The sequence below is a fragment of the Micromonospora sp. NPDC023966 genome (assembly GCF_040639095.1).
Lineage (GTDB): Bacteria > Actinomycetota > Actinomycetes > Mycobacteriales > Micromonosporaceae > Micromonospora.
This window is the reverse complement of the sequence record NZ_JBEZZJ010000003.1, coordinates 192,600-216,626: the sequence shown is the minus strand read 5'-3', so window position 1 is coordinate 216,626 and position 24,027 is coordinate 192,600. Positions and strand designations below refer to the sequence as shown.

Sequence of the window (24,027 nt, the reverse complement as noted above, 5' to 3'; positions counted from 1 at the left end):
GGGCGACGCACAGCTGCACCGGTCCGGTACGGTGCCGAGCGCTCAGCCGCCCGGCACCGCGACCGGGTCAGGCGTCCGGGCCGTCCTCGTCGATCAGGTCGGTCCCGCCGCCGCCGACGACCACGTCCCGGTCGGCGCCGCCGTGGAGCCGGTCGTCGCCCGGACCGCCGACGACGACGTCCGGGCCGGGCCCGCCGAACAGGGTCCCGTCGCCAGGGCCCCCGACCAGCCGGTCCGCGCCCGCACCGCCGCAGATCACGTCGTCACCGCCGACGCCGACGATCACGTCGTCCCCGCCCCGGCCGACGATCACGTCGGCGCCGGCCGTACCCACCAGACGGTCCGGGGCGTCGGTGCCGACGATGGTGGGCTCCCGGCCGGCGCACAGCGGAGCTGCGACGGTCACGGTGATCTGACGGGTGAAGTAGCCCAGGCCGTAGGAGACGGTCACCGTGTCGCCGAGGGTCACACCGAGCTCGGCCAGGTCCAACTCCGCCGTGTACGTGGTGGCGTTCGGCCCGTCCTGCACGGCGATCAGCCGCCGCGGTGCGCCGTCGCCGACCCGGACCTGCAGGTCGGCTCGGTCGAGCGCGGCCGGGTCGAGGTTCAGCGGCGCGGTCAGGCGTACGCTCGCGCGGCCGCCCTCCGGTACCCGGTGCACCGGCGTACCGGCGGCGTCGACCACCCCGACCGTGGTGCTGTCGGCGGCCCGCCAGGCCAACGTCTCGTTCCAGGCGGTGTTGAAGGTGACCCAGCCCTCGGAGTGGCCGATGTTGCCGACGCCCGGGTTGTACGGGTAGTGGCCGTTCTTGGGGCTGCCGTCGAGCACCCCCCGGGCGCCCTGGAGGCGACCCGCGCCGCCCTGGAACTCCGAGTACCAGCCGCGCTCCACGCCTTCGAAGCCCCACTGCTCCGTCGGCCCGCGGTACGCGGCGTGCCGTCCGGTGGGGTTACGGCCGAAGATGTTGTCCACGTGGGCCACCGCGATCTGGCGCAGCCGCCCGGCGAGCGGGTCGTCGCCGAGCACCTGCGCGGCGGCCAGCGCCGGGGCGGCGAAGCCCGCCACATTGCCCGTCTCGTTCGGGTCGACGGCCGAACCACCGCCGGTGAAGGGCGGGATGGTCCATCGCTCGGCGGAGTACCTGCGGAAGTCCCACAGGTTCGCCGAGCGTTCCACCACCACCTCGGCCCACCGCCGGATGAAGTCCCGGGTGCCGGGCGGCGCCTGGTCGGGGTAGGCCAGCAGCAGCCGCGCGAGGCCGGTGACCAGGTGGTATTCCCCCTGCCGCTGGCCCTTGGTGACCCTCGGGTCGGCAACGTCGAGGTTGCCGACCAGCCAGGCGGCCTGGGCCTTCGCGGCGGCCAGGTACCGGTCCGCGTCAGCGCGGCCCTCCCGCTTGGCGACCTCGTACATCATCACGTTCGGCCACACGGAGTGGCCCGGCGGCAGCTCACCCTTGCCGGAACCCACCTGGGTGTAGACCTGCAGCAGGTCTGCGGTGTGGGGCGTGGTGTCGTACCAGGCGAAGCGGTCCTTCGCGGGGTCGTCCCAGATCGGGAAGAGGTAGTCGCGCGCCCGCTCGTAGACGCTGAGGGGAATGTGCTCGGCCAGGTAGGGATAGGCGTAGACGAAGGCGGCGAGCTGCTCCTTGAGCAGCGTGTGGTTGACCCGACCGCCCAGGTACACCTCGACCGCCCAGTGGATCAGCCGGACGATCTCCGGGGTGTCCGCCGGCAGCTGCACCGGCAGCCCCACGTACCGTGCCTCCGGGTCCTTGATCTGCGCGAACGCAGAGGGGTTGGCGAGGTACATGTCGATCAGCGACGGCAGTTCGAAGGACATCTGGTGCGAGTCGCGCCAGCCGACGCCGAGGTAGCAGTTCTGCGGATCGCTGCCGCCGTAGACCATCCTGCTGAAGTCGCCGTAGTAGCAGCGCACGTCGGTCATGAACTGCACCGCCCGGTGGTAGGAGACACGCTCGATCCAGTCGGCGCCGATGCCGAACGGCACGGACCGTCCGGTCCCGGCCGCGCCCTGCACCTCCACCGTGTACGGTCCGGGCTCGGCGGGGTCGAAGCCGGTGAAGTCACCGATCTGGCCGCGGACGGTGCCCTCGTGTCGGGCGGCGCCGGCCGCGTCGACGATCCGGAACCGGTCACCGTCGACCGCGCGGGGTGCGGTGAACCGCTTGGCCTGGCCGAGGTTGTAACCGCTCTGGTTGACCAGGATCGGCTGGTCGGCATCGGGCTCGCCCGGTCCGGTCCAGGAACAGCCCGACGTGGTGGTGGGGTGGTCGGCGGGCACGGTGGTCAGCGCGGTGACCGCGACGGCGGCGAACGACGCCTGGGCGTGGTAGACCCCGAGACCGACGGTGCCACCGGCGACAGGCGCGGCCACCACGGCGACCCGCTGGGAGTCGATCTCCACGACCGAGATGTTGTTGGCCCGGCGGATGGCCAACTCGTGCCACTCCCCCTGCCGTACCGGGGCGGGGCCGCGACACACGGTCTGCGTCACCGGGCGGGAGACCTGCACCCCGGACCAGCCGGTCAGCTGCGCCGCGACGTTGTTCTGGGTGACGGCGTACGGTTCCCGGAAGTCGGCGAGCACGGAGACGGCGGGTGAGTCGCTGGCCGCCTCGACGCGGATCCTGGTGCGCAACTCGTACGCGTCGGGCAGGCCCACCGGCGTGACCGGGGTGATGTACCGGCCGGATGGTTGGGTGCGGGTGTCGATCGAGACGTAGGGGAACTCGGCGGTGGTCGCCGTCCACTCGGTCAGCGACCCGGTCAGCGCCCGCCACCGGCTGAGCGCGGTGGTGAAGTCGTCGGCGAACACCGGTGCCGCCGCCGCTTCGGCGGACGGGGCGCCGGCCGCGGCGGACGCCGCCGTCAGCCCGACGGTCGCCATCAGAATCGACGCCAGAGCCGCACTGGCCCACGCTCGCGCAGGTGTCGTCACCAGAATCTCCTCGTCAGCGTGTCAGGTGAACTTCACGGTGAAATGCGCCAGCCGACGCCCGTCCGCCGCCTTCACCACGACGACGTAGGTTCCCGTAACGCCGGCCTGGGTCGTCAGCACGGTATGGACCCGGTCCTGGTCGTCCGTCTCGAACTCCGGTTGCCGTTCGGTGCCGTCCGGTGCCACCTGCACCACCTCGGCGACGAGGCGGCCTGCGGGGGCACCGGTCTGGTCCACCAGCCGGAACTGCACCGGCAGCGCCCGGCCGGTGACGACCGGTCCGGCCGGGCGTACGTCGACGACCTTGAGGCCCCACTCCGGCGAGTCGGCGTCGGAGACGACGTAGTCGAGACCCGCCTCGACCGGGAACTCGACCGCCCCGGTGACCGGGTCCCTGCTGAAGGCGATGTCGGCGCCCGACGAGTCCCGGACGACGATGTCCTCGGTCGACCACGAGGTGTTCTTCGCGGTGATCCGGCTTCGGGTCTGTCCGTCGCTGCCGGTGTAGGTGAGGGTGGCGCCGGGCGCGGCGACGGGGTAGACGCTGGCCCGCACATCGCCGGCGGCGACGGCGTCGCCCGGATCCCGCGCTCCGGGGTCGTGGACGAGGATGCCGGTGCCGCCGACGAAGGCGGGGATCTTGCCGAACGGCTGCTGGTAGGCAGTGAGGGTGGTGGGGCCGGTGAACCGCTCGCCGGTCTCGATGTCCATCCACTCGCCGGCCGGGAGGTAGACGTCACGGGACATCGCCGTGTCGGTGTCACCGCCGTAGAGCGGCGCGACCAGCAGTGACGGGCCGAGCATCCACTCGTACTGCCGTTTGGCCGCGGACGCCAGGTCGCGGACCCTGGGGTCGTCGGGGAAGGCCACCGGAAGCGGCGTCGCCGTCGAGGGGAAGCCCGTCTCGTACGACGTGACCGCCGCCGAGTAGATGTAGGGCTGATACTCGGCGTGCCACTGGGCGGCCTTCCGGGTCGCCGCCACCAGGGCGGAATCGTTCATCCGCCACGGCTCGTTGCCGAAGGACATCGCCGGCGACATGGCGGCCAGCATGGCGTTCCGGGTCAGGTACCGCTGCTTCGAGGTGTTGGTCTCCAGGTCGCCGATGATCCGACCGCCGACGATGTCCGGATAGAAGTTGGGTTGACCGCTGGCCGCGTAGGCGAGCCCGTTGACGACCGTGCGGTCGCGGTCCCCCGGCCCGTGGTTGTAGTCGGTGTCGTTGATCCGCAGGATGGAGCCCGCCACCGAGAAAGCGCTGTTGCGCACCATCATGAGCTTGCCGTCGTCGTCGAGGCCCTCGTTGATCGGGTTCACCAGGGCGTTGTTGACGTATCGGTTCGCGGTGCCGTCGAACATGTGGTCTTCCTTGTACCCGTCCGCTCCCCACTCCCGGCTGCGGGCCACGAACCACCGGACAGCCTCCTCGTTGTCCGGATCGATCAGGTACATCGCGGTGTTGGGAAACGACACCGGCCGGAACACCCGCGGCTTACCGTTCGCGTCCTTGATGAAGTAGCCCCGTTCGATGCCCACGGCGGTGCCGTCACCGTCCAGAGCGGGGTCGTACGTGCCGCCGTCGGCCGGCAGCGCCCGGAAGGACTGCCGGGCTCCGAGCAGGAGCTTGATCCCGTTGTCGTGCAGGAACTTCTTGTACCCGTCCGGATCCGGATACTTCGCGCCCCACAGGCCGAAGCTCGAGGTCGTGCCCTGGGCACTTCCCGATCCGTACGGCCAGAACCCGGAGCCGGTCACCACCCAGCTGAGGGGGAAGCCCTCGTCCAGGTACGCCGTCACAGAGCTGGTGATGGTCTGCTGGTTGGTGTTGTAGCCGAGGGCGCCGTACGACTCGTAGCCGACGCCGAAGAGTGCGTAGTCGGGCTTCGCGTCGGCGTAGCCGGCGCTCCGCCGCACCTCGGCGTAGCGCCGGTAGATCGTCGTCATGTCCCCGAAGAAGTAGTGCAGCCCGGACATCTGTGGGCCGTTGACACCGAGCAGGGTCGCGGCGTTGTCGACCTGCACGGCCAGGCTCTCGTTCGAGAGCACGACCTGGGCGAGCTTCCGGCCGGGGAAGACCGTGAACGTCGAGACGAAGCGTTGGTTCGTCGTGCCAGCGCTGTTCTGCGCGTAGTAGTCGAGGTTGCGGATGCCGTAGGCGTTCAGGTCGGTCCGGAATCCGCCCAGGTCACCGAGCCCGTACGCGGGGTTCATGCCACCGGCGACCTGGGCCCGCACGCTGCCGGTGTTCGAGTCGCCGGCGGCGATCCGCAGGTTCACGGAATGGTCCGCGGGCACCACGGTCACGTCTGCCTGCCGGCCGTTGGCGAAGGTCACGGAGAACCGCACGCTCGACGCGTCCGCCGCGGCGAGCGTCGCCGCGACGGCGTCGCACGGTGCACCGCCCGGGACGGCCAGTTGCAACCCGGCTGTCGGGTGGGGCGAGGCGACTGGCGCGCCGTCCACCTCGAGTCCGTAGCGGAAGCCCCGACGATCGATCGCCATCGCCCAGCCGTCGCCGGCAACCGAGACCATGGTGCCGTGCTGCGACAGGCGGTAGGAGGGGAAGCGCCGCTCCGGCGCGTCGACAACCGGTGTCGCGGTGTCGTGCGTACCGCACTCGGTGCCCGGCGGTTGGTCGTCGCCGGTCACCTCGAGCAACCGCACGGCGTTGGCGCGGGTGATGACGTTCAGGTTGGGAGCGGTCACCGCCGGACCGGCAGTGGCGGTGACCGTCAGGGTGAAGGTCTGCCCCTTGTCCAGGTAGGTGGAGCCGATCTGGCGCCAGGCATTGCCGCCGATCGCCTGGTTGACCACCGTCGGGGTGTCCGGCCCTCCGGTCCAGGCGTAGTCCGCCTTCGCGTTGTCGACGCTGGCGTTGTAGTAGACGGCAAGGTCGTACCTGGCGGAGGCGGGCGCCACGACGGTCCAGGTGGCCGTGGAACCGGGGGTCCGGCTGTACCGCGATGGAGAGCCCTCGTAACCGGGGTCCCGGGCGTTCGCCCAGGTTCCGGTCTCGACGTAGGCGCCGGGGGTCGAGGGGGTGACGACCACCGCTTCGGCGGCCGCTGCCGGCGATGACGGGACCACGACTGCGATCGGCACCAGGAGCGCCGTGATCATCGCGAGCAGGACGTGATGTGGGGGACGAGCGAACATCTCCTCTTACTCCATCCTCGGGCGAGGGGTCATCCGGCCGGCGTGAAGCGCACTGCGTCCGCGCGGGTGGTGCCGGGGCCGGACGTCAGGGTGACCGAGTTGATCCCCTCCCCCAGCTGATGCGTACCGATCGAATGCCATGCGCCGCCGGTAGCGCACTGGTCGACGGGGACGCTCGTGCCGGCGACGGTGTATGTCGTACTCGCGCTGCAGGTGCTGTGCTTCGGGGACCAGACGTCTACCTGGTAGGTCCCCGCCGGGAGGTCGGCGCGCCAGGTCGCGGTCAGGCCGGCGGTCGACGTGTAGCGGGTGCCCGAGCCGTCGAAACCCTTCAGGCTGCTCGACAGCCAGCGTCCCTCCTCGCTGTAGGCGGGATTGCCGGCATCGCAGGTCGGCGGAGCTCCTTCGTTGGTCACGACGACCGTCGCGGTGCCGCCACCACCGGTCGCCGCTGCGATCACGTGGGGGTTGGACGGAGGGCCGCTGCCCGCACTGTTCGTCGCCGCCACCCGGTACGTGCCCGCGACACCATCGCTGCCCAGCACAAGGCTCGTGCCGGTCGAGGAGCCGACGATCCGTTCCGGCGTGACATCGCACTCCTGCTTCAGCGAGGCGGTCACGACGTAGGACCGCGCGTTGTCGGTGGCGTCCCAGGTCAGCGTGGTGACCCCGCCCACCGTGCGGTGCCCGACTCCGGTGACCTGCGCGGGAGGGGTCCTGTCCAGCCCGACGGTGTGTTCGGCCGTCCCGCCGCCGGCGAGGCGGTAGGTGTGCCCCGGGGTCACCGGGAACCGCAACGCACCGGTCACCTGGTCGACCCGGTAGGCAACCGCCTCCCCGCTGGTGCTGTCCACGACGGCGAGGGAGCCGGTGTCCCAGCCGGTGTTGGCGTTCTCGACGGTGATCGCGTCCGGCCCGCGCCCGGACGTGTAGCGGGATCCGGTCGACACCGGGTACACCTCGGCGGTCAGCGCTGCGGACCGCTTGGTCACCAGCACGCCCTTGCCGCCGGCGAACGCGGGGATCCGCTCGGGGCCGATCGCGTAGTTCCGTAGTGTCGTCGGCCCGCGGAACACCGCTCCGGTCTCGACGTCGATCCACTTTCCGGCCGGCAGGTACACGTCCCGCGCCTGCGCTGTCTCGAAGTCCGCGCCGAACACCGGCGTGGCGAGTAGGGATTCACCGAACATCCACTCGTACTGGCGGGTGGTGTCGTTCGCCAGCGCGTAGGTGTTCGGATCGTCGGGAAAGGCCAGTGGCAGCGGGGTCACAGCGGTGGGGAACCCGCTCTCGTACCCGTCCAGCACCGCGTCGTAGATGTACGGCCGCAGCGCCTCGTGCCACAGCGCCAACTCCTTCACGGCTGCCGCGTAGTCGCTGCGGCCGAGATCCCAAGGGCCCATGCCGAACGCCATCACCGGCAACATCGCGCTGAACTGCGCGTTACGCACGAAGTACTGCTGGTAGGCCGGGTCGCGCAACGACGGCCCGGGGGTGCCACCCACATAGTCGCCGTACAGATTGCCGGCGCCGGACGCGGCGTAGTTGAGCAGGTTGACGGGCATCCGATCCGGGTCCTCGTGGTACACCTCGCCGGTGCCGTAGATGGTGTCGTTGATCCGGATGACGTCGCCCGGCACGGAGTACGCGGCGTTGCGCACCATCACGAGGTCACCGGCATCGTGCATCGCGGTCTGCACCGGGTTCCAGTTGCCGTCGAGGTGCAGGTTCGGGTCGTAGAGCATGGTGTCCTCCTTCCACCCGTCCACACCCCACGCGCGCAGCCGGTCGACGAACCAGCGCACCGCCTCCGGATCGGACCCGTCGAGCACGTAGCTGGAGCCGGAGGGGAACTGCGCCCGGGTCACGACGCGGGGCGTGCCGTCGCCGTTGCGCAGCAGGTAGCCGCGCTCCAGCGCCTCCTGCAGGAATGGTCCGTCGTAGCGCAGGTTGTAGTTTCCGCCGTCGGCTGGCAGAGCCTTGAAGTTGTTTCGGGCCCCCAGCAGCAGCTTGATGTCGTTCTCGGCGAAGAGCCGCTTCACCGCGTCGGGATCCGGGTATCGCGGGTTCGGCAGTCCGTCGGCGCGCCCGTCCTCGGCGGTGTCGTCCCACATGCCAAAGCTGTTCGTGGTGCCCTCGACCTTGTTGCCGCGGGGGCCGGGCCAGAAGCCGGATCCGACCACGCCCCAACTGAGCGGATAGCCGTGCGCTACGAAGTCCTGCACCGTCTCGACGACGGACGACTGGTAGGTGTCCCAGCCGAGTGCGCCGTATGCCTCCCAGCCGAGTCCGAAGAACGACTCGTCGGGCCGGGCGTCCAGGTACCCGTGCCGGTTGCGGGCCTGCTTGTAGTCGGCGTACACCTGCGGCAGGTCACGGCCGACGAAGTAGTACAGGCTGTCGACGGAGTCCACGTCGGCGGCGCCGAGCCGGTTCTCTGTCCCGGTGAGGCCGACTCGCTTCCGCCCATCCTCGAACCACACCTGAGCGAACCGCTGCTTTGGAAACACGGTGAAGTTGCTGACGAAACGCTTACAACTGCCCTCGTTCGTCAGGTTGTCCAGCACCAGCCCCGTCAACTCCGTACTCGGCCTGGCCTCGACGTTTCCACTGCACGGCGTCCCCTGCTCGGGTTGGCCGTCGGCGAACGACCCGTAGTCCCCGAGCCCGTACGCCGGGGCGACCGCACCGGTACGGAAGTCGATCGTGCTGCTGGACCCGGGCAGGTCCGGCACCAGGATCCGCGCGTAGCTGTCGAATGGAAGTACGTGCACTCTGACCTGAGAACCGTCCGTCATCGTCACGTCCAGCACCGCCGTGCCGGACATCGGACCGGAGACGAGCCGAGTGTCCTCGGCGTCGCTGACGTCCTGCCCGCCGGCGTACCTGATCCGCAGACCAGAGTCCGGATGGGCCGGTGCAACCGTGGCGCCGGAGGAGCTGTCGAACGAGTACCGGAAGCCGTCCTTGATGATCCGCATCCGGTAGGTCTCGCCGGTGATCACGATGCTGTCACCCACGTCCACCACTCGCCGGTGCACCGGGTCGCCGCCCGTCCGGCCGGCAGCGGGAACCGCCCCGACCAGGCCCGATGCGACGGTGACCGCGGCGACGAGGAGAACCGACAGTGCGGGGCGTTTCAGCATGGTGGCTCCTAGCTGAGAGCGTCGCGATGCGGCCGGGGGTTCACGCCAGACGTGGTGAGAAGTCGGCTGCCGTAGGCGGCGACGGTGAGCTGTGTCGTCGCATGGGGCGGAGTTTTTCGGTGCGAGGGAGTCGGCAGCATCCAATCTGGAATTCGCTTGCCTGCTACGGAAAGATATCCCGCATGCTGCATGTGGTCAACCACGCAGTGAGAGTCATGGTGAAGAATTGAGCGCGTCGAGACGTAGTTCGTGGAGCTACGGCCACCCGGCGAGCTGGAGCGGGCAGCTGGACCGGCCCGAGCCGCTGCGCTACCTGCAGGTGGAGCCGACGGTGGTGGCTGAGGTCGAAGTGGACTCCGCTTTCGAGCACCGGCGATGGCGCCACCGGGTGTGGTATGTGCGTCCGCGGCTGGACCGGTCGGTGGATGACGTGCCGCTGCTGCTCGGCGATGAGGCCGACCCGTTCTGGGACGCCGCGGCCGGAGCGTGAACGAGTTCGCGACTCAACGGCTGACGGCCGGGTCACCAGATCGGGTGTTTCTCGCGCTGACCGGGCGTGTGGGTCAGGCCAGCCGGAGGACCGTTGCCTGAGGCAAAATGTGTCAGGGCGGAAAGTATTGCGCTCAACTAACGGGGCAGCGCGAAATCAAGACCTGGGAGAACACCACTCAATGACCACCCCCTACGACCCTGCGCAGAACCAGCCGCCGACCGGCCAGCAGCCGATGCCGCCCACCGCTCAGTTCCCGCAGGTGCCCGCCGGCCAGTTCCCGCCGCCGGCGCCCGGGCAGATCCCTCAGCACCCCGGCCAGTTCCCGCCGCCGCCCGGCGCGCCGGCCCCCGCCGCCCGCAAGCGGCCCTGGCTGATCCCCACCCTCATCGGCGTCGGCGCGTTCGTGGTGCTGTGCTGCGGCGGCTCGATGGCGATCGGCCTGGTCAGCGGCGACGACAAGAAGAACGATGTGTCCGCCAGCAGCGACATCCCCGCTGCCAGCCCCAGCACCTCCGCCCCCGCGGCCGTCGCCCCCAGCACGTCGGCCCCCACGCCGGCCAAGCCGCAGCCGACGAAGACGACCGCGGCACCGGCCAAGCCGAAGACCTTTGGCGTCGGCGAGAAGGTGCGCGGCGGTGACTTCGAGTTCACCGTCAACGGCGTGAAGTGCGGGATCTCCCAGGTGGGCAGCCAGTTCCTGAACACCAAGGCGCAGGGCACCTTCTGCAAGGTCAACGTGACCGTCAAGAACGTCACGAAGAGCGCGCACACCTTCCACGCCGACGGCACCCTCACCGCCCAGGACGCCACCGGCCGAAAGTACGAGGCCGACGGCGAGGCCGGGATCTACGGCAACACCGACGGACAGGGCTTCCTCGCCGAGATCAACCCTGGCAACTCGGTGAAGGCAAACGTCTACTTCGACGTGCCGAAGGGCACGAAGCTGAAGACGATCACGTTCGACGCCGGCCTGTTCACCTTCGCCGAGGACGCCGTCGTCACCCTCTGACCGGCCGCCGGCAGCAGAGAAGCGTGACCTTGCGACGACAGCCGACAGCCCCGGAGATTCTCCGGGGCTGTCGCTGATAGCCAGAGCCGGGGGCGACCCGAGCAGTCCCGTCGCCGAGCACCTTGCCTTCGTGGCGCCCTGACTGAGGGCTGCAGTTAAGCCGGCCGCGCACGTCGCTGGCAAGGGTCGGGACGAGCTGGTCTTCACCGCGCCGAACGGCGGCCCGCTGCGCAACACCAACTTCCGGTCGCGGGTCTTCGGGCCGGTGGCTGTCTCGGTCGGGCTGGAACTCGCCGCAGGTGAGGTGCCGGGGCGAGATCGGCGTCGGCTGCCCGACCAGGGACAGCGATGCGCAAACGCAGCCGGGGGCCCGATCTTGTGTCACCGTTCGCGGTGGACTTCTTCGGGTACCCGCTCACATCGGTCAACGGCGCACGCGATAGCGCAGGTGAAGCACCCGGTTGCCCTGAATCACCACGTCAGGATCCTCCAACAGGTGCTGCGCGTGGACCGACCCGAAGTAGCGCTTGCCGGACCCGAACACCACGGGTACGACGTCCATGCGCACCTCGTCGACCAGACCCGCGGCAAGCACCTGGCCACCGACGTCACCAGCGGCAACCTCGACCATGCGGTCACCCGCAAGCTCCTGCGCCTGGGCCACGGCTGCCTCGACGCCGTCGACGAAGTGAAACGGCGCCTCGGGGTCCCAGCCCTCGGGCTCCGGCCGGTGCGTCACGACGACCACGTGGTCGATCCCACCCGGAGGCTTCCCGTCCCAGCCGTCCGTCAGGTCGAAGACGTGGCGGCCGACGACTGTCACCCCGATCCGGTCCCAGTACGGCCGGGTGTAGTCGTAGGACGTCTGCGACACCTTCACCTCGCCGCTCTCGTCCAACGGGACGTCACCGCTGGACAACCAGTCGAACAGCGGTCCGGGCTGGTCATTCTCGTCCGCGACGAAGCCGTCCACCGACACCGAGCTGTACATGACCACCTTGCCCACGGGGCTCTCCTCTGCCTTGGGTGCCCCCAAATTAGCGTGTCGTGAGCTGTCGCTCTTGTAAGAAATCAATCGGCCGGCAGCGGCCAGCCGTCCAGCGCGTGGCCGGGATGTTCACGCAGGAACCGCCGCCGGACTTCGACGTACCGGGTCGGCGTGAGCCCGGTGAACGCCCGGAACTCGTGGCCGAAGTGGGCCTGGTCGAAGTAGCCTGCGCCACCGGCGAGGTCGCCCCAGTCGATCGGCCCGGCGGGGTTGATCGCGAACACGGTGGCGGCGAAGCGCCAGGTGCGGGCCAGCCGCTTCGGCGTGACGCCGATGAGCTCCTTGAACCGCTGTGCCAGATGAGTGCTGCTGACACCCGCCGCCACGCTCAGGTCGCCGATCGCCACCGCCCCGCTGGTCGCCGCGATGACGCTGCTCGTATGGCGGACCAGCCTCAGGCCGGCGGTCTCGCACAGCCGTCGCATCAGCTCGTCCTCGAGCACCTTCAGCATCTCGTGTGGTCCGTCCGCCGTGGCCAGCCGGTCTCGCAGCTCAGCAATGGCGGGCCGGCCCCAAACCTGCTCTACCGTCACCGGCCGGTCACACAGCTCGGCCGCAGGCATCGGCAGGAACGGCGCCAGCCCCCACGGCTTGAAGTGCACGCCGACGGACCGGGTCCGGAGTGGGTAGCCGAACTCCAACGCGCGGGTGGGCGTGGTGACCACGCAGCCGTCGGCGTACTCGGCTGCCTCGATGTCGGTGCCGGCGCGGATACGGAACGGCGCCCCGAGGTTGACGATGAGCAACGCCGCCGGCATCGGCGGCAGCGTCAGCCGGGCGCACGGCGGCGCACCCTCCAGGTAGTAAAGGTCATCGATCAGCCCGTCCAGCGGCGGTCGCGGCACTCTGGACACGTACTCCACGCCCACAGCATCGCAGACGCCATCAGCGTCACCGACGACACTTTGCATTGTGAAGAGCCAGGAATCGATCCGCACCGGTGTACACGCCGGCGCCTTCTGCAGCCCGGCCGGCGCCCTGCGGCGCACCAGCACGGGCAAGCTGATGCGGTGCAAGACGTCGGCAACAGACAGCCGGCTCCGCTGGCGCGCCGCCTGAGCCCGGCACAATCAGGCGTCGGCCCCGCTTGCAGCGGGCGGGGCGACGCGCAATGCCAGGACCCACGCATTACGAGTCGGCTCCACGGCAAGACCGCCACCCCCACCATCAACCCGGCCGCACCGCTGCTGCGGCTCGTCGAGGTGTTCCTGCCCGGGCGGCGCCAGCCGGGCCACCCGGCCCGCCACAGCCGCAGGACGGCGGGACCCGGAGGGTGGAGCGCGACGTGCGGCTGATTCTGACGGTCCCAGCCGGCCCACCTGGACGGCTTGAAAGTGGGCCCCACCCTGAAGGCAACCCGACGCTGACTTTAACCCTGGACATTCACGAGGTCGTGGTCTTGTGACCGTTTCGTGAGGTCTGGATAGACGAAAGTGCCTGCGACGCAAGGGAAAATGGTGATTACGACATCTACCGTGATCTCTTGCGAGGAGGCACTTCCGAAGTGCATCAGGTTACCGGATGGTCGGCAGATCTTCGCGTCAGCACCAACGGTGACGGCGTGTGAGCATGGTCGGAGTGGCCGCGGTGCGGATGCTCGCCGACCGCACCGGTCTGACGCAGGCGATATCGGCAATCCTTGCCCGGCCTGGGATCCGGCCGATCCATGACCGCGGCCGGGTCCTGGTCGACATGGCGTGTGCGATCGCCGCGGGCGGGGTCGACATCGTCGACATCGAAGCCTTGCGGGCTCAAGCAGAGGTATTCGGACCGGTCGCCTCGGACACCACCGCTCTGCGCGCGCTGGCGGCGCTTCCGGCCCAACCCGCACGACGCACCACCGCGTACGCGCTCCTCGCCGGGTTGTCGCATTCCTGGTCGACGTATACCTCTACTGAGCCCCTCCACCCCCGGCAGCCTCAGACAATGAACCGGCGACAGACCGTCACGACGGAACCTGGGCAAGCCTGAGCACGTATTCGAAGCCGCGTTCCTGCGCGGGCGAATCCACCATGGGCAGGAGCAGCGCTGGTATGCCAGCGGAAACCGATCCGCCGTCGCCAGCGGGATGATCACCGACCATCAGGGTCTGGCCAGGTGCGGCCTGAAGGGCTTCGAGGGCAGCGCCCCAGATCCGAGGGTCCGGTTTGACGAAGCCGACCTCGTAGGACAGTACGAACGCATCGACAATGCCGTCGAGTCCGTGACGAGCAAAGCATTTGCGGATGTCCCAGCCGACGTTGCTGACGACGCCGATGCGAACACCGCCATCACGCAATTCGGACAAGGTGGCGACGGTGTCGGCGTACGGCTCGATCGCCTCGGCGTGTGTTTCGTGCAAGACCGATGCCAACGCCTGGTCCACCCCAGGAATCTGTTCCAGCGCGGCGAGGATCGCCCGATCCCAGACCCGCGGATCCAGATCCCGGGCGATGTGGGCCGGATCCGTGGCCGTCTCCCGCAACAGTTCCGCGAAGTCGCCGGCAATACGGTGCGCCTCGCCGGCAGCCAATGTTCGGTCGATCGATGCCGCCGCGTTGCCCACCCAGCGCTCCGAATCGCGGGCGAACAGAGTCCAGGCGAAGTCGAACAGTACTGTCGTCACGGGCTTGGCGGTCACCGCATCACCCTAGATCAACACGACGAGTTCTGTGGCCCGCGACGCAGTGACCGTCTTGTGCCAGGGCAAGCCCGCGCGACGGCCAACTGGGTCTTGATCTACCGGCCGGCAGACAACCGATGAAGAACAGCCGCGGGCGTGGCCAATCCGCGAGGCGTCGCGCCATTAGCCCTAGACATGCACTCGGTCGTAGCCTTGTGACCGTTTCGTGAGGTCTGGATACGCGAAAGTGCCTGCCGCACAAGGGAAAATGGTGATTGCGACATCTACCAATTCCTCTAGCTCGGAGGCACTTCCGACGTGCATGAGCTTACCGGATGGTCCAAAGATCTCCGCGTCAGCGCCGACGGCGACGGCGTGGTGAGCCTGGTCGGGGTGGCCGCGTTGCGGATGCTCGCCGACCGCACCGGACTGACCCATGCCATCTCCACAATCCTTACCCGGCCAGGCTTCCGGCCAGTCCACGACCGCGGCCGGGTGCTCACCGACATCGCCTGTGCGATCGCCGCAGGCGGCACCGACATCGTCGACATCGAAGCCCTGCGCGCCCAGGGCCAGGTGTTTGGGCCGGTCGCCTCGGATACCACCGCCCTGCGCGCTCTCGGTGAGATCAGCGAGCGCGACCTGCACCGCATCGATGACGCCCGCGCCGCCGCGCGGGCGCACCTATGGAACCGGCTGCCCGCCGGAGTACCCGCGTCGAGCTACGCCGGCGCTGTCAGCTGCGGGCGTACGATCGTGCTTCGCGTTGACAGCACGCTCACGATCGCCCACTCGGCCAAGGAAAACGCCGAAGGCACCTACAAGAAGACGTTCGGGTTCCACAGCCTCGGGTGCTGGATCGACAACACCGGCGAGCTGGCGGTGCTGCCGGCGCAGTTCCGCCGGCTGGTCCGTCTGGTCGCCGAACGCCGCGGCGACGCCATCGCTGACTGCCGGCCGGGCCGGCAGTGGGCCCTCGACCTGCCCGACCGGGTGCTGCTGGTCGCCGTGTACTGGCGCACCAACCTGACCATGCGCCAGATCGGCCCGCTGTTCGGAGTTTCGCACTCCGCCGCACACCGAGTCATCGACACGCTCGGACCGCTACTGGCCCTGGCCCCGGTGCGACGGCGCCCGGTCGACCAGATCGCCATCGTCGACGGCACCCCGATCCCCACCCGGGACCACCGTCTGGCCGCACCGAGCAAGAACTACCGCTACTCGACGAATCTGCAGGTCGCCATCGACGCCACCGCCCGCCTCGTCATCGCCCTCGGCGACCCGCAACCCGGCAACCGCAACGACACGATCGTCTACCGCACCAGCGGCATCGACCAAAAGCTGGCCGGCAGGCCCGTCATGGCCGACGGCGCCTACCGCGGCAACCCCGACGTGATCATCCCCTACCGCAAGAACCGCGACGGCAGCCCGCTACCTGCTTGGAAGGAAGAACTGAACGCCCAGCACCGCACCGTCCGCGCCCAGGTCGAACACGCCCTGGCCAGGATGAAGTGCTGGAAGATCCTACGCGACTACCGCCGCGCTGCCAGCACATCGACCGACACCGCGTCCGCCATCGCCCACCTCCACAACATCGCCCTCGTCGGCTGAGCCCCAGCGCGGTCACGGGCAACGCCTTCACCGAGTTACGAGACGTCCTTTAGTCAGGCGGTCGCGCCTCTGGTCAGTCCGTGCGTGGTTGTCGGGCGTCGTCGGTCGCTGCGGCCGTCCTTGGCTGTACGGATGGCTGTGCGACCGACGGCGTTGACCATCTGGCCGCTAGCCTCGGCGGGACCGTCCGAATCGGTCCGCGAAACAGGGCCTAGCGCTTGCTCGCTTCCAAGCCGTGTTAGCCGTCACCAAAGGTGACGGCTAACACGGCTTGTGCAATACCGGCGCCGAAGTGTCGACGATCTGGCGGGTCAGGTGACCCCGATGTTCAGGTAGAAGTGGCCGAGCTTGAGTGATAGCGAGGCGCCTCCGAAGTGGTGAATGAGCATCGCCAACAGGATGACGATCAAGATGCAGACGACGAGCCAGATCAGGAACCACACGAACCCTGGGATTCCGTAGCGACCGACGCGAGCCATTAGGCTGGCCCCCTCGCGGTCGGCGCTGCAAGATGCGCCGCACCGTATGGACGTTTCGACTGTCGGCAACTGCGCCCGACGCTAGCGGACGTCTCCATACAGCCTCCTTCATTGAGGTGTCCGCGAACCTTCCCTACCGGGGCGCGCGTCAAACCGGGCCGTAGGAGCCCGCTTCAGGATCCCGCCGGAGCCGGGTCGCCTCTGTGCTGTCGGTGATATCCGGGGTCGGTCAACGGGACGTGGTCTTTGCCCGCACTGAGTCGTCATGGTGGTCGGGCAGAAAGTCGCGCTCGGCCGGTTCCACGCCGCAAGACCGTCACCATCCACGTCACCGACACCGAGCTGGCCATCGCCTACGACGACGGCACCCGCATCGTCCGACGCACCACCGACCAGCCGGGTGCGCAACCTGAAGGTGAGCCGACCCCGCAAGACGCACACAGAACCCAAGGGAGGCACGATGCTTTGATGAGCAGCCCCTACGACAGCGGTCGGCCCGCCGCGACCAGTGACCTCGACCAGGTCGCCTCCCTCGCGGACGTCGCACGCATCGTCGACGAGATGCTCGCCGACCTCGACGCGCACCCGGGCGAGTGGGAAAACACGACGCTGGAGAGCTTCCTCGAAGCCCTATCAAGATCTCTCAACGCTCTCCCACAGGTCTACCGCAACTTAGGTGAGACCTTCCCCGACCCACCCAGCTGGAAGCTCTTCGCCGAAGCCCTCGTCATGGCCACCGTCTACGAGTAGCAGCCAATGCTTCAGGGTCCTCCGTCGGCTGATGCGCGATAGTCGTCCGCCAACTGATCTGCGACATCCGTGCACTGTTCATCGGCGGCTCATGCCGTAGGACGGAGTCGCGTGGATGCCCGTGCCGTACTCGTATTGCGAGCCGGCCTGCGCGATGAACTGCGCGGCGTGCGGCAGCACGGGGTGCGAGCCGATCTTGCTCACGGCCATCCGGCGAATGACCCGATTGAGCTTGCCGGAGGCGCCTGTTACCGCCGCCCAGTTCCAGGCGGCAGGATCACCGAGTCGTGGCACGGTTGTCGCCCACGCCGAGGCACGCTTCTCCGTGTTGTGGTTGGTATGGCTCCATCGCAACTCCTGCGCCCCAATGGATCCGCCGTAGTAGAGCTGAATGAGACCCCAGCCCTCGCAGCAGTACCGGAACGTCGTGTCTTCACTCACGCCCGGAAGAAAGTCGATCCGCCTGGCCGTGGGCTCCGGCCCAGCCCCGACGACGAACAACGCTATGTGTCGTCCCCGTGGACCGTCGGGAACGTCAGTGGCGGCTTGGAACTCTCGCAGCTCGCAGTCCGGCTCCGAGTCGGACTCGAAGACACGGAACAAGCCGAAATCGAAGACGCTCTCGAGGACCGCGGACCAATCGTCGTCTGCAGCGTAAAAGTCCAGGTTCGGCACCATCTCACTATCCCGGCTGGGGCAACACGGCCGCAAACCACAACATCCGCACATCGGCAGTTCAGGATGCCGGGCACCACGGGACGCCGAACACCGAGCGTGACGGCTCGTCGTCTACCTGCGCGCACGGACGGCGGCATGTGCGTGCACCTGATCAAGCCGTCCTTGCGGTCGGCGCCGCGGACGGCCTGTACTACGTCGACCGCTTCGTCACCGAGGCGTACGTGCTGGCTACACACAGGACCTGCCGGCGCTGGCCCCGGCCGACGCCGCGGTCCTGGCCGGGGCTGCTCGACCTGGCCAAGCACAACGCGGACCCGACCGCGACCGGCATGCCAAGCATCGTCGTGGCCAGGCGCATTCTCCGGTCAGCCAGCGCTGCCTCTCTACCTCGGCGTTTCAGGATCTTGGTGTAATGTGTCTCATGCAGACAAAGAAAGTGCCTCTGACCTGGGAAATCTAGGTGTCGAAGCTAGAAGAATCCCAAACCGAAAGGCACTTTCGCGTGCACGACACTACCCGATGGAACACCCGGCTGGCCGTCACCACCAACGGCGAGAACCTCATCGCCCACGCGGGCGCCGCCGCGCTGCGCCTTACCGCCGACCGCGCCGGCCTGACCAAAGCCTTGTCCGACACCCTGCACCGCGACGACTTCACCCCTGACCATGACCGGGGCCGGGTCCTGGTCGACGCGGCGGTCATGATGGCCGACGGCGGCAACACGCTGTGCGCCATCGACGTGCTACGCCACCAGGAAACCTACTCGGCCAGGTGGCCTCCCCGGCCACCCTGTGCCGCACCCTGCGCGAGGTCGACGCCGCCTGCCTGGAAGACCTTGACGCCGCCCGCGCCCGAGTGCGTGCCCGGGTGTGGAGTCTCATTGTCGCCCGCCACGGCCGGATCCCCCAGCCGTGGTGCCCACCGGTGACCTCGGCGAGCAGATCGTGCTGCGGGTTGACGCGCACTTCATCGACGCCACCTCCAACAAGGAACTGGCCCAGCGGCTGCGCGGCCGGTTCGGCCACCACCCCCTGGCCGTGTTCTGCGACAACACCCGTGAATGCCTGGCCATGCAGCTACGCCGCGGCAGTGCCGGCGCGAACGACGCCGATGATCACATCCGGGTGCTGACCCGGGCCATCGCGCAGATCCCGCCGGCCTGGCGGCGCAACCTGCTGATCACCGCCGACGGCGCCGGGGCCACCCACAAACTCCTGGACTGGATCACCACCCTGAACCACCCCGCCACCGCCGATGACCCCGGCATGCGGGTCGAGTACTCCGTCGGCTGGCCGGTTGGCCGGATCCGGTCACTTCGCTCCACCCATCTTGTGACGGACGTCACGGATCCCTAACATCCCGTGATTATAACGTTTCAACGCGCCGGGCACGTCACCCACGCCGAGCACCGACTGACATCCGATTCAAGCACCACAGAGGAGTGCGAACGATGAGTCGACGGGCAAGACACGCGGCTACGGGCGAGCGGGTGCTCGCGTCCGGCACGACCGGGGACGGTGCATGATGCGCCATCGGATTACGCGCGGGACGGTGGGCGCCTTCGCCGCGATCGCCCTGGTGGTGCTGCTGACCACCTCGTCCGGGTACGCCGGCCCGCCCGGCTTCGACGCGAGGGACGCCGTGAGGGTCGTCGACCTGAGCGTTGACAGTCTGCCGGGCGAACGCCTGGGCATCGGCGACCCGAGGCCGACCCTGGCGTGGCGGATGACGTCGAAGGACGTCAGGGGCAACCCGTGCTTCGACCCGAGCGCCAGGGGCACGTGCGCGCTCGACCGGCAGACCGCCTACGAGGTCGAGGCCGCCTCGTCGGAGAAGAACCTCAAGTCCGGCAAGCTGATCTGGGACACCGGCAAGGTCCGCTCGAGCGAGCAGTCGGTCGAGTTCGGCAGGACCCTGCGGTCGCGTGAGGCCGTCTATTGGCGGGCGCGGGTCTGGGACGCCAACGGCAACGTCTCGCCGTGGAGCGACACGTCCACCTTCACGGTCGGGCTGCTGAAGCAGTCCGACTGGTCCGCGGAGTGGATCGAGGATCCGGAGTCCACCTACCAGACCGACGGCGTGCCCAACCCGCTTCCGGTGTTCGCCAAGGAGTTCGACCTCAAGCGCCCGGTCGCCTCCGCGACGCTGTACGCGACCGGGCTGGGGCAGTACGCCGCGACTCTGAACGGCCGGCCCATCGGCAAGGCCGTCCTCGAGCCGGGACAGACCGGCTACTGGGACGAGGTGAACTACCGCACCTACGACGTCACCCGGCTGCTCGAGCGCAACGACAACGTCCTCGGCATGGAAGTAGGCAGCGGCGCCCTGCAGCAGGTCGACACTGGCTCCATTGGTCGCTACATGTTCCAGCCGGGCAACAACGACCTGCTCGGGACTCCCAAGGTGCGCGCGCAGCTGGAGCTGAGGTACGTCGACGGCCGGGTGCAGACGATCGCGACCGACGAGTCGTGGCTGGCGAGGTCCGGCCCCACGGTGTTCTCGTCATGGTGGGCGGGGGAGGACTACGATGCCCGGATCATGCGCACCGGCTGGACCGGGTCGTCCCGCAGCCTGCGCGACCCGAGCTGGCACCATGCCGCCATCGCGGACCTGGACGGCACCACGATCCCGCGGGACACGACCCCGCTGGTCGCCGACCCCAGGCCGCCGGTGACCGTGGCGGAGGAGGCGCGGCCGGTGTCGATCACCGAGGTCCAGCCGGCTGCGGCCAACACCACGGTGGTCGCCCCGGCCGCCGCCGGTGAGGCGAACCTGAAGGTCGCCACGACCACCGGGATCTTCACCGGCGACACGATCACCGTGGCCGGCCAGCGGCACACCGTGACCGAGGTCGGCGTCGCCGCGAAGGCCGCGACGACACTGAATGCAGCGGCTGCCGCCGGCGCGACGTCGATAGGTGTGTCCGCCCTCGGCGCTGCCTGCCGCAACGCGGCCTGCGAAGGCTCGGCCAACTTCGTCATCGGCCAGCCGATCGTGGTCGGTACCGGCTCTGAGGCGGAGTCCGTCATCGTGACGGGAGTTACGCGCAACGGCACCGGCAACAACTCTCCAGGGACGGTCACCGTCACTCCGGGTCTGCGGTCGGCCCACAGCCAGGGGACCACGGTCCGCGGGGCGGGAACGGGCATCACGATCACCCCGGCGCTGACCGCAGAGGTATCACAGGGAGCGGCACTGACGAGTGAACCGAAGCCCGCCTACGTGCTGGACTTCGGCCGCAACCTGGTCGGCCTCCTGAAGGTGACAGGGAGCGCTCCGGCGGGAACCACGGTGAGCCTGCTCGGGTCGGAGTCCCCGACCCCGCCGACGAACTACAACACGGTCTCCCAGTCCGGCATCTACCGCTACACCTTCGCCGGCACGGGACACGAGACGTGGCACGCCCAGTTCACCTACAACGGGCAGCGCTACGTGGTGGTCCGCGGTCTGCCCAGCCCGCCGACGGCCGACACGGTCAAGCTGTTGGTGACCCACGCCTCCAACCCGGAGACCGCGGAGTTTGAGACCTGCGATGCGATGCTGAACTCGATCTACGGCATCACCAAGCGGGCGCTCCAGGGCAACATGATCTCGGTGCTCACCGACTGCCCGAACCGGGAGAAGGGCCCCTACACCGGCGACAACCTGCATAACATCGACGCCGAGTTGACGATGTACGACATGCGCGCCTACCAGGCCCAGTTGGTGGCGAACATGCGCGCCTCGCAACGGCCGAACGCCGTCTCCGACCTGCGCTACAGGCTGACGGGCAATACCGCGTACAACGACGAGCGGTTCAACGGCTTGATCGCGAACATCGCGCCCGAGTACCACACCATCAGCCCGTACAGCCTGGAGACAACGGGCAGCACCTTCTCGTTCCTCGACGAGCCCAACTGGGGCGGCGCGGTGATCCGCATTCCGTGGGAGCTGTACAAGGTGTATGGAGACACCTCGACCTTCGAGCCCAACTACGACGCCATGGTGAAGTGGTTGGACTATGAGACCCGCATCAAGAGCATCCGGCTCGAGATCCCGGGCCTCGGCGACTGGTCCGCTGCCCAGGCGACCAACCCGTCGCAGGCGATCATCGACCTCGGCTACTACGAGGGAGCCAAGGTGTTGGCCCTCATCGCCGAGAAGCTCGGCAAGACCGCCGACGCGCAGAAGTACGCCGACCTGGCCGCGGACCTGAAGGAGGAGTACAACGCCGACTACATGCACGTCGACGCCGAGACCGGCCGGGTCTGGTACGCCAACAACACCCAGGCCGCCAACGCCGTGGCGCTCGACTCCGGCCTGGTACCCGAGGAGTACCGCGACGAGGTGTTCGACTCGCTGGTGCAGTCCGTCGCGGACTTCGACTACCGGCTCAGCCACGGCTCGGTGGCGGGTGGCGCGGTCTTCCGGGCCCTGCACGCCGGCGGGCGCGACGACCTCCTCTACCGGATGATCATCAACCCCCAAGCGCCGAGCTACGCCTTCCAGGTCAACCGCGGGCAGACCACGCTGTCGGAGAACCTCAGCGGCGGCGGTTCGCAGAACCACCACTTCCTCGGACAGGTCAACGACTGGTTCGTCCACGACCTCGTGGGCATCGACCAGCCCGAGGGGACCATCGCCTACGAGAAGCTGCTGATCCGCCCCGCTGTCGGCGAGGGCATCGACGACATCCCGTGCGTCGAGGGCAGCTACACCACCCCTGCGGGCGAGGCCTCGAACCGCATCGTCCGCAGCGCCGACCGGCTCGTGATGGACGTGACCGTGCCGGCCAACACCACGGCCGAGGTCTGGGTCCCCACCCAGGACCACCCGACGGTCTCCGCACCGCGGCGGGCCAAGTTCCTGAAGGTCGAGGACGGCTACACGGTCTACGCCCTGGGCTCCGGGACGTTCACCTTCACCGCCAGATGATCCCCAAGGAATGACAACGAGGAGGGGCGGCCACAACCCGTGGCCGCCCCTCCTCCCGCGAATGCACGGATGTGCGGGTGTCAAAGGGCCGGGCCAGCCACGCCAGGAACGGCGTCTCGCCCCGGAGCCCGCCGCTCGTCAACCGATTGCGCCGAGATCGTCAGTGGCGCCCCGCGTTCTCGGCAGAGGGAGAAGGCACCGGGTCTTGACCCTGGCATGGAGCACGGTTCCGGAGGTCGGGGCGACCGCGACGACCTTTCTTTCACCCAAAGTCCACGCGGACAGTGTGGCTGCTCTGGAAGCCTCAATCGCCAGCTACACCCGCGACTACCCGGTCGAGCGGATGATGCGCGACGCCAACATCACCCAGATCTACGAGGGCACCAACCAGGTCCAGTGGATGGTGATCGCCCGGCGCTGCTCGCGGGAGTGCAGAGCGACCCTGAACGGGTTATGCGGACATCCGCATAATCCGTTCCACGTGGTCAAGCTCGGCACCCAGGCCGTCGACGAGGTCCGCCGGCGGGTGCAGCAGGAAACCCTCGGGCACCCGAGGGTCCAAAGGCGACCCGCTGTACGGGATCCGGACCATCCTGCGCGCCGGCGCCGAACACCTCACCGACCGGCAACAGCAGCGGTTACGGCGCGCGATCGAAGCCGACGAACGCCACGACGAGGTCTACGTGGCCTGGCAATGCGCCCAACAACTCCGCTCGGTCTACCACCAAACGAATCCCGCCGAGGGACGACGGATCGCCACCAAGATCATCCACTCGTTCCCGACCTGCCCAATCCCAGAGATCGCCCGCCTCGGACGCACCCTCCGCCAGTAGAAGACCGCGTTCCTGGCCTACTTCGACAGCGGTGGCGCACCCAACGGCGGCACCGGAGCGGTCAACGGGCTCATCGAACTCCACCGCCGCACCGCCCGCGGCTTCAGAAACCGCCACAACTACCGACTACGGATGCTCCTGATCGGCGGAGTTCCTCAGTTACGCCGACCCCTCGCCCCACCGCAGGTATGAAGAGCCGGATTGCTGGCTCCTCATGCGGGTTCCGCAGCGCGGCGTCGGCGATCGGCCGCAGGTCGTACCCGCAGCGAAGACCCTCACAAGTCTTGTTCGACCAGTCTCGTTCGATCCAAGATCAGGTGCACGGTCATCGGCAGATCCGGTTGTT

16 protein-coding genes and 3 pseudogenes are annotated in these 24,027 nt (G+C 68.6%); 11 read left to right on the top strand and 8 right to left on the bottom strand.

The features are described 5' to 3' along the window. Positions 1-67: 67 nt before the first annotated feature. Genes AB0F68_RS07410 through AB0F68_RS07400 form a run of 3 tightly spaced genes read right to left on the bottom strand, consistent with a single transcriptional unit; the run spans position 68 to position 9,264 of the window. Complete coding sequence (locus AB0F68_RS07410; protein WP_357333519.1) at positions 68-2,962, bottom strand: hypothetical protein; 2,895 nt, start codon at positions 2,960-2,962, stop codon at positions 68-70. 21 nt (positions 2,963-2,983) lie between these two features. After that, a complete protein-coding gene (locus tag AB0F68_RS07405; RefSeq protein WP_357333517.1) occupies positions 2,984-6,118 on the bottom strand; it encodes a TIM-barrel domain-containing protein in 3,135 nt (1,044 codons plus the stop codon). Positions 6,119-6,147: 29 nt separating this feature from the next. Beyond that, the gene (locus tag AB0F68_RS07400) at positions 6,148-9,264 is read right to left on the bottom strand and encodes a hypothetical protein (protein ID WP_357333515.1); all 3,117 of its coding nucleotides are present in this window, start codon (positions 9,262-9,264) and stop codon (positions 6,148-6,150) included. A gap of 226 nt (positions 9,265-9,490) precedes the next feature. On the opposite strand from AB0F68_RS07400, the gene AB0F68_RS07395 reads away from it, so the two are divergent. Both AB0F68_RS07395 and AB0F68_RS07390 read left to right on the top strand, forming a co-directional pair. Next, on the top strand, positions 9,491-9,754 hold the full coding sequence (locus AB0F68_RS07395) for a hypothetical protein (protein ID WP_357333513.1): 264 nt from the start codon (positions 9,491-9,493) through the stop codon (positions 9,752-9,754). A gap of 181 nt (positions 9,755-9,935) precedes the next feature. After that, a complete protein-coding gene (locus AB0F68_RS07390) occupies positions 9,936-10,766 on the top strand; it encodes a DUF4352 domain-containing protein (RefSeq protein ID WP_357333511.1) in 831 nt (276 codons plus the stop codon). 424 nt (positions 10,767-11,190) lie between these two features. Here the strand turns inward: AB0F68_RS07390 and AB0F68_RS07385 are convergent, their stop codons facing one another. Together AB0F68_RS07385 and AB0F68_RS07380 are read right to left on the bottom strand one after the other, a co-directional pair. Then, the gene (locus tag AB0F68_RS07385) at positions 11,191-11,772 is read right to left on the bottom strand and encodes a dihydrofolate reductase family protein (RefSeq protein WP_357333509.1); all 582 of its coding nucleotides are present in this window, start codon (positions 11,770-11,772) and stop codon (positions 11,191-11,193) included. 65 nt (positions 11,773-11,837) lie between these two features. Continuing rightward, positions 11,838-12,809: a helix-turn-helix domain-containing protein gene (locus AB0F68_RS07380; RefSeq protein ID WP_357333849.1), complete on the bottom strand. Its 972-nt coding sequence runs from the start codon at positions 12,807-12,809 to the stop codon at positions 11,838-11,840. A 568-nt stretch (positions 12,810-13,377) separates the two neighbouring features. On the opposite strand from AB0F68_RS07380, the gene AB0F68_RS07375 reads away from it, so the two are divergent. Beyond that, positions 13,378-13,785 carry a hypothetical protein gene (locus AB0F68_RS07375; protein WP_357333507.1) on the top strand — a complete coding sequence of 136 codons (408 nt, stop codon included), beginning with the start codon at positions 13,378-13,380 and terminating at the stop codon, positions 13,783-13,785. Here the strand turns inward: AB0F68_RS07375 and AB0F68_RS07370 are convergent. Next, a complete protein-coding gene (locus AB0F68_RS07370) occupies positions 13,760-14,434 on the bottom strand; it encodes an HAD family hydrolase (protein WP_357333505.1) in 675 nt (224 codons plus the stop codon). The genes AB0F68_RS07375 and AB0F68_RS07370 overlap by 26 nt on opposite strands. 300 nt (positions 14,435-14,734) lie before the next feature. Between AB0F68_RS07370 and AB0F68_RS07365 the strand changes: the two are divergent. Beyond that, positions 14,735-15,283: pseudogene (locus AB0F68_RS07365) on the top strand (transposase); the annotation flags it as partial. Beyond that, positions 15,275-16,027 carry a transposase family protein gene (locus AB0F68_RS07360; RefSeq protein WP_357333847.1) on the top strand — a complete coding sequence of 251 codons (753 nt, stop codon included), beginning with the start codon at positions 15,275-15,277 and terminating at the stop codon, positions 16,025-16,027. The pseudogene AB0F68_RS07365 and the gene AB0F68_RS07360, both read left to right, overlap by 9 nt. A gap of 311 nt (positions 16,028-16,338) precedes the next feature. Here AB0F68_RS07360 and AB0F68_RS07355 read toward each other — a convergent pair whose 3' ends face one another. Then, positions 16,339-16,470, bottom strand: a complete 132-nt coding sequence (locus AB0F68_RS07355) for a hypothetical protein (protein WP_255509887.1) — start codon at positions 16,468-16,470, stop codon at positions 16,339-16,341. Between the two features lie 504 nt (positions 16,471-16,974). Between AB0F68_RS07355 and AB0F68_RS07350 the strand changes: the two genes are divergently transcribed. After that, positions 16,975-17,256, top strand: a complete 282-nt coding sequence (locus tag AB0F68_RS07350; protein ID WP_357333503.1) for a hypothetical protein — start codon at positions 16,975-16,977, stop codon at positions 17,254-17,256. Between the two features lie 78 nt (positions 17,257-17,334). Here AB0F68_RS07350 and AB0F68_RS07345 read toward each other — a convergent pair whose 3' ends face one another. Further along, positions 17,335-17,934, bottom strand: coding sequence for a hypothetical protein (locus tag AB0F68_RS07345; protein ID WP_357333501.1), 600 nt, complete (start codon positions 17,932-17,934; stop codon positions 17,335-17,337). Positions 17,935-18,394: 460 nt separating this feature from the next. On the opposite strand from AB0F68_RS07345, the gene AB0F68_RS07340 reads away from it, so the two are divergent. The 5 genes and pseudogenes from AB0F68_RS07340 to AB0F68_RS07320 all read left to right on the top strand — a co-directional run bounded on the left by AB0F68_RS07340 (position 18,395) and on the right by AB0F68_RS07320 (position 23,873). Then, the gene (locus AB0F68_RS07340; protein ID WP_357333499.1) at positions 18,395-18,862 is read left to right on the top strand and encodes a hypothetical protein; all 468 of its coding nucleotides are present in this window, start codon (positions 18,395-18,397) and stop codon (positions 18,860-18,862) included. Beyond that, positions 18,849-19,289 carry a transposase gene (locus AB0F68_RS07335; protein WP_357333497.1) on the top strand — a complete coding sequence of 147 codons (441 nt, stop codon included), beginning with the start codon at positions 18,849-18,851 and terminating at the stop codon, positions 19,287-19,289. Before AB0F68_RS07340 ends, AB0F68_RS07335 begins: the two co-directional genes overlap by 14 nt. Positions 19,290-19,485: 196 nt before the next feature. Further along, positions 19,486-22,848, top strand: a complete 3,363-nt coding sequence (locus tag AB0F68_RS07330; protein ID WP_357333495.1) for a family 78 glycoside hydrolase catalytic domain — start codon at positions 19,486-19,488, stop codon at positions 22,846-22,848. Between the two features lie 316 nt (positions 22,849-23,164). Next, positions 23,165-23,266 (top strand): annotated as a pseudogene (locus AB0F68_RS07325) (acyl-CoA dehydrogenase family protein); the annotation flags it as partial. Between the two features lie 43 nt (positions 23,267-23,309). After that, positions 23,310-23,873: pseudogene (locus AB0F68_RS07320) on the top strand (transposase). The last annotated feature ends 154 nt before the right edge of the window (positions 23,874-24,027 follow it).

What these genes read in the sequence shown, in the direction of transcription:
- AB0F68_RS07405 (WP_357333517.1), bottom strand. Translation starts at nt 6,118, where the DNA reads ATGTTCGCTCGTCCCCCACATCACGTCCTGCTCGCGATGATCACGGCG.
- AB0F68_RS07400 (WP_357333515.1), bottom strand. Translation starts at nt 9,264, where the DNA reads ATGCTGAAACGCCCCGCACTGTCGGTTCTCCTCGTCGCCGCGGTCACC.
- AB0F68_RS07390 (WP_357333511.1), top strand. Translation starts at nt 9,936, where the DNA reads ATGACCACCCCCTACGACCCTGCGCAGAACCAGCCGCCGACCGGCCAG.
- AB0F68_RS07350 (WP_357333503.1), top strand. Translation starts at nt 16,975, where the DNA reads ATGAGCAGCCCCTACGACAGCGGTCGGCCCGCCGCGACCAGTGACCTC.
- AB0F68_RS07345 (WP_357333501.1), bottom strand. Translation starts at nt 17,934, where the DNA reads ATGGTGCCGAACCTGGACTTTTACGCTGCAGACGACGATTGGTCCGCG.